Origin of the sequence: Megasphaera sp. DJF_B143 (genome assembly GCF_900320625.1) — a bacterium.
GTDB classification, from domain to species: domain Bacteria; phylum Bacillota; class Negativicutes; order Veillonellales; family Megasphaeraceae; genus Megasphaera; species Megasphaera hexanoica.
Map to the genome: position 1 here is coordinate 1 of NZ_ONTA01000235.1, position 3,792 is coordinate 3,792.

The 3,792-nt window shown below is 45.5% G+C and carries 3 protein-coding genes; all 3 read left to right on the forward strand.

Annotation, left to right across the window (positions count from 1 at the left end; all coding sequences use genetic code 11):
• Window positions 1-294: 294 nt before the first annotated feature.
• The 3 genes from DBO31_RS07020 to DBO31_RS07030 all read left to right on the forward strand — a co-directional run bounded on the left by DBO31_RS07020 (window position 295) and on the right by DBO31_RS07030 (window position 3,783).
• Window positions 295-1,422, forward strand: a complete 1,128-nt coding sequence (locus tag DBO31_RS07020) for a hypothetical protein (RefSeq protein WP_075581600.1) — start codon at window positions 295-297, stop codon at window positions 1,420-1,422.
• Window positions 1,423-1,458: 36 nt separating this feature from the next.
• Entirely contained in the window at window positions 1,459-2,799 is a 1,341-nt protein-coding gene (locus DBO31_RS07025; protein WP_059076544.1) for an aspartate aminotransferase family protein, read from the forward strand.
• Between the two features lie 276 nt (window positions 2,800-3,075).
• Complete coding sequence (locus DBO31_RS07030; protein ID WP_113856384.1) at window positions 3,076-3,783, forward strand: TerC family protein; 708 nt, start codon at window positions 3,076-3,078, stop codon at window positions 3,781-3,783.
• The last annotated feature ends 9 nt before the right edge of the window (window positions 3,784-3,792 follow it).

The following is a 3,792-nucleotide window of genomic DNA, read 5'->3' on the forward strand; positions in this document are numbered from 1 at the left end:
ATAATATAAAGAATAAAAATAAGAAAACAATAAAATATAAAACATGTTTACTGGTATACGAAACTGTCCTTATATATGTATTGTAAACTAAGTTGTGGAGAGCGTAAATACCGAACAGGTAATTTGATAAAAAGATAGCTATGCCGTATATTCCGGAGTATGGCTTTTCATCATTTCACATAGTATATATCAATATGATTTAAAACGAGGCGATGATTGTACACGATAGCGCTGTCGGCAGGATATCTTTTGCACTTTTCATGACAAAATGTATTAGAGAAAGGACGTGACGATATGGAAAAGGCGAAGACGAGTTGGACGAAATATGTTATTCCCGGTTTTGTTTTTCAACAAGTAGTCATTGGCGGCGGATATGGTACAGGTGCTGAGATTGCGCAATTTTTTGGGACGCAGGGACTATTGGGCGGTTTTTTGGCACAGATGATCACGATGGTTGTCTGGACGCTGATGTGTGTGATTACTTTTGAATTCGTTCGTATCTTCAAGACCTATGATTATGGGTCTCTCATGAAACGACTTCTCGGCCGGGGGGCTATCCTGTATGAAGTATGTTACTGGGCCATGATGGTTATCATTATGGGCGTCGTCTGTGCCAGTGCCGGCAGTATGCTCAACAGTCTTACCGGGCTTTCCAAATGGTTTGGCATCGGCATTCTTTCGGCCGGTATGGTGATTTTGGTCTTGAAAGGAACGGCAACGATTGAAAAGGCGCTTACCGTGTGGGGATATATCCTGTATGCCGTATACATCCTCTTTATGGCTGTCGTTTTCTATAAATTCGGAGGAGCTATTGCTAATGAATTCGCCCGGGCAGAAATCGGGGGCGACTGGTGGTTCAACGGCCTGCGGTATTCCTTCTATAATCTTGTCGTTGTCGCCGTGGTATTATACACGGTGCGGGATTTAAAAACCCGCAAAGAAGCGGTCCTGTGTGGGATTATTTCCGGAATCTTTGGCATTATTCCGGCGGTATTGCTTCTCCTGGTGATGGGCTGTAATTTTACGGCAGCTATCCAGGCAGAAATACCTGTCGCTGTCGTCTTTGAAGAATTGAACATGCTATGGCTCTATATCCTCTTTGAAAGTGTGCTCCTGGGTACACTCATCGCGACCGGCACAGGTTTTATTAAAGCTGTAGATGACCGTGTGGAAATTGCATATAAACGGGCGAAAGGCTATGTACCCCGCTGGGTACGCCCTGCTATTGCGGTGGGTCTTACTGCTCTGGGAGTCGTTGTGTCTACCTTTGGGCTGATTCCGCTTATTGCTCAGGGCTATGGCATTATATGCTGGGGGTTCTTCCTCTTCTTTGCCTTGCCCATGCTCACCATAGGATTGTATAAAATTAACAGTCATGATCCTGATGCTGAAATTGAAGCGGAAATGTATAACGAGAATTAACGTACCGGATTTTGGAGGAGAAGGAGCTGAAAGAGTATGAAACAAATGGCGTGTCAGGAATGGGTAAACCGGGATGCAGAAGTTGTTGCAACTTGCCAGCATCTTTCGTATTTTCCTCTTGTAGTAGAATCTGCACAAGGGGATATTGTGACCGATAAAGATGGCAACCGTTTTATTGACTTCCTTACGAGTGCATCATCGCTGAATCTGGGAAGCTGCCATCCGGAAATCATGTCTGCCGTACAAGAGCAATTTCAGAAATGCACGCAGTATACTCCGGCATATACATACAATGAAGCGACGATTACCTACGCGGAAAATCTGGTTTCCGTCTACCCGGGAGGGGTGAAGGCTAAGATTGCCTTTGGAAACTGTGGGTCCGATGCCAACGATTGCGCTGTAAAATTTGCCAGGGCCTATACGGGACGAAAAAAAATTATTACCTTTTTGAACTCGTATCATGGAAATACTTACGGTTCGTGCAGTATGACTGCCTGTACACCGAGAATGCGGGAAAAGATGGGGCCATTCCTTCCGGAAATTTATCATTTTCCTTATTTTGGCATCAATCTTCCGGATGAACAGGTAGAGCGGGACTGTCTGCAAGCTATAGAAAATGCCTTTTCTATGTATCTATCACCGGAAGAAGTGGCAGCTGTTGTCATCGAGCCGATACAAGGAGATGGTGGTATATTGCCGGCTCATCCGATATTCATTCGGAAACTATATGATTTATGTCAAAAATACCATATCTTATTTATTTCTGAAGAAGTACAGCAGGGATTTTACCGGACAGGGAAGTTTTTTGCTATCGAACATTATGGTGTCATCCCTGATGGTATTATCATGGGAAAATCCATCGGCGGTGGTTTCCCTCTGGGAGCTTTTATGGCACGGGCTGATATTATGGATTCTCTTCCGGCTCCGGCACATCTGTTTACATTGGGAGGCAACCAGGTATCCTGTGCGGCAGGAAATGCACTCTTTACTATCTTGCAGAGAAGAGCTTTTCAAGAACAACTTGCCCGGACCATTAAGCTCCTTTGGGAAGAAGCCGGACAGTTGCAGCGGAAGCATCCTGACGTAGTAGGCTTCGTACGGGGAATCGGTATGTCTATGGGTATTGGTATCGTAAAAAAAACAGATACCGGTGAATACAGAGCCGATCCGGAGGGCACCTATAAAATTTTATACCGGGCATACGAAAATCATTTGCTGATCATCAATGTAGGTGCCAACGTCCTGCGGGTGCAGCCGCCACTGAATATATCGGACGACCATTTGAGAAAAGGATTTGCTATTTTGGATCAGGCAATGACGGATTTTGAAAAAGGAGACATTCCCGATGCCGTTCTGGCCGGTAAAAAAGGCTGGTAATATAAAATTAAATTTAGATTTTAGTTATTGCGATGATGGTTCCCGGCATTCTAAATTCTATTGACACAAGGCCGGTGTATTTGGTATACTAATTGCACAACCACATATAGTAGTAAAAGGGAGTAACCTTTTAGCTGGCGTCAACATGCATGCCCATTGGGCTGGTGCCTGCGTTGTAACCATTTTACAATAGGTGAGACTTTTCCATACTGTCCGTCAGACGGCATGGGAAAGTCTCATTTTTTTATCGTATGTTCATGTAAAGGAGAATGCATCATGGAATGGACCTTGGTTTCCTGGGATTTTATAACAGCCCTCGCATCCATTATTATGCTGGATATTCTGCTCGGCGGTGATAATGCCGTCGTCATCGCCATGGCGGCCAATAAACTGCCGTCGGATTTGCGAAAAAAAGCCATACTCATCGGCACTGGTGGGGCTGTCATCATCCGCCTCGTTATGACACTGATTGCCGTATGGCTCCTGTCGATTCCTTATCTGCAGGTCCTGGGCGGGCTGATTTTGCTGCCTATTGCTATCAAGTTACTGTTGCCGGCAGAGCATGATGAGAAAATTAACGCTTCGGACACGCTGATGGGTGCCATCCGGACTATTATCATTGCCGACGCGGCTATGGGTGTCGATAATGTACTGGCTATTGCCGGGGCATCTCATGGAAGCTTTATCCTCGTCGCCTGCGGGTTTCTCATCAGTATCCCGATTATCGTCGGGGGCAGCACAGTTATTGGCAGGATTATGGACCGCTTCCCAGTCGTACTCTATGGCGGTGCAGGCCTTCTGGGCTGGACGGCCGGTTCCATGATCATGCATGACGCTGTAGTGGGGAGACTGATTATGAGGATTGCCGGCAGCTGGACAGAATTTGCCGTTCCAGCGGTATTGACGATTTTCGTCTGCAGTACGGGTTATATCTTTTCGAGACATAAAAAAAGCACTTCTTTAAATCTTGAGAAGTTGTCGTAAACACGGCTC

What these genes read in the sequence shown, in the direction of transcription:
- DBO31_RS07020 (WP_075581600.1), top strand. Translation starts at nt 295, where the DNA reads ATGGAAAAGGCGAAGACGAGTTGGACGAAATATGTTATTCCCGGTTTT.
- DBO31_RS07025 (WP_059076544.1), top strand. Translation starts at nt 1,459, where the DNA reads ATGAAACAAATGGCGTGTCAGGAATGGGTAAACCGGGATGCAGAAGTT.
- DBO31_RS07030 (WP_113856384.1), top strand. Translation starts at nt 3,076, where the DNA reads ATGGAATGGACCTTGGTTTCCTGGGATTTTATAACAGCCCTCGCATCC.